1 protein-coding gene and 1 pseudogene are annotated in these 1,264 nt (G+C 42.0%); both read left to right on the top strand.

Annotated features, from left to right (window positions below; translation table 11 throughout):
* Positions 1-881: CobW family GTP-binding protein (locus ACFIKE_RS10800; protein WP_375649908.1), on the top strand; the 881-nt coding region annotated here is incomplete at its 5' end.
* Between the two features lie 10 nt (positions 882-891).
* A pseudogene (locus tag ACFIKE_RS10795) lies at positions 892-1,264 on the top strand (WD40 repeat domain-containing protein); the annotation flags it as partial.

Below are 1,264 nucleotides of genomic sequence, written 5' to 3'. Positions count from 1 at the left end.
TTGATAATGACCTGATCATTGAATCAGATGAAGAAATTTATGAAATGAATAATGGCTGTGTTTGCTGCACCGTGCGTGGTGATCTCATTCGCATTCTGGAAAGTCTGATGCAGCGTTCTCATCGATTTGATGCGATCATTATAGAAACGACAGGGCTTGCAGATCCAATTCCCGTGGCACAGACCTTTTTCATGGATGATACTATCCACGAAAAAACAACTCTCGACAGTGTCATAGCGGTCGTTGATGCAAAGCATTTGCCCTCTCAACTGAAAAAAAGTCGTGAAGTTGAAGAGCAAATTGCCTTCTCTGACATCGTTCTCTTAAATAAAATTGATCTCGTCAGCGAAGAAGAACGTGCACACGCGCAATCGCTCATTCTTGCAATTAATCCTCGCGCTATACTCTATACAACACAGCGCGCCAATATCCCTCTTGAGACACTCCTCAATCGTGGTTTCTTTGATCTCCAACGGACTCTCGATCATGAACCTCATTTTCTCGATCACGAACATACACACCAACATACCACCCATGTGTGCGGTCCCGATTGCCATCATGACCATCATCACGCATCCTCCATTCATGATATTACCATCACTTCTGTAAGTTTAAAAACAGGTGCTCTACAACCAGAAAAGTTTTTCCCTTGGATCCAACAGATTACGCAGCAACAGGGACCTGATATCTTGCGTCTCAAAGGCATTATCGCCTTTCAAAGAGACGATGATCGTTACGTCATTCAAGGGATACACATGCTTCTTGAGGGACAACATCAACGCCCATGGCGTGAAGATGAAAAACGAGAAAGTCGCCTTGTTTTTATAGGACGCTCTCTTGATGCTGAAAAATTAAAAACTGGTTTTGAAAATTGCGCATAAGTGAGTGATAATGCCAAACATTACCCATTATGATCTCAAAAGTTACTGCCTTTCTTGCGGTTTTATAGGCAATAAACCAGCTTTTGTTTCCGTAGAAGGTTTCATTGTTTTTTTAAATCCAATCCCACAAGTCTTTGAAGTTCACAAAGGAATAATTTCAAGTCATTTTTCCCATGACAATACCGCGATCATCACAGGTGGAGAAGATGGAAAAGTCTGTCAAACAACCGCAGCGGGACATACAGAAGTGCTAAGCCAAAAAGAACGCAAATGGATAAACAACGTTGCTTTTGGTCCACAAAAAGCTTTTGCTTTTTCCTCCTCACGTTTCGCATTTGTGCATGTTGGAAAAGAAAGACAAGAGCTCACACATGAACGCAGTG

The sequence above is a fragment of the Bartonella sp. MU70NMGDW genome (assembly GCF_042194085.1).
GTDB lineage: Bacteria > Pseudomonadota > Alphaproteobacteria > Rhizobiales > Rhizobiaceae > Bartonella > Bartonella grahamii.
The sequence above is the reverse complement of the archived record's forward strand: the minus strand, read 5'-3'. Positions and strand labels throughout refer to the sequence as shown.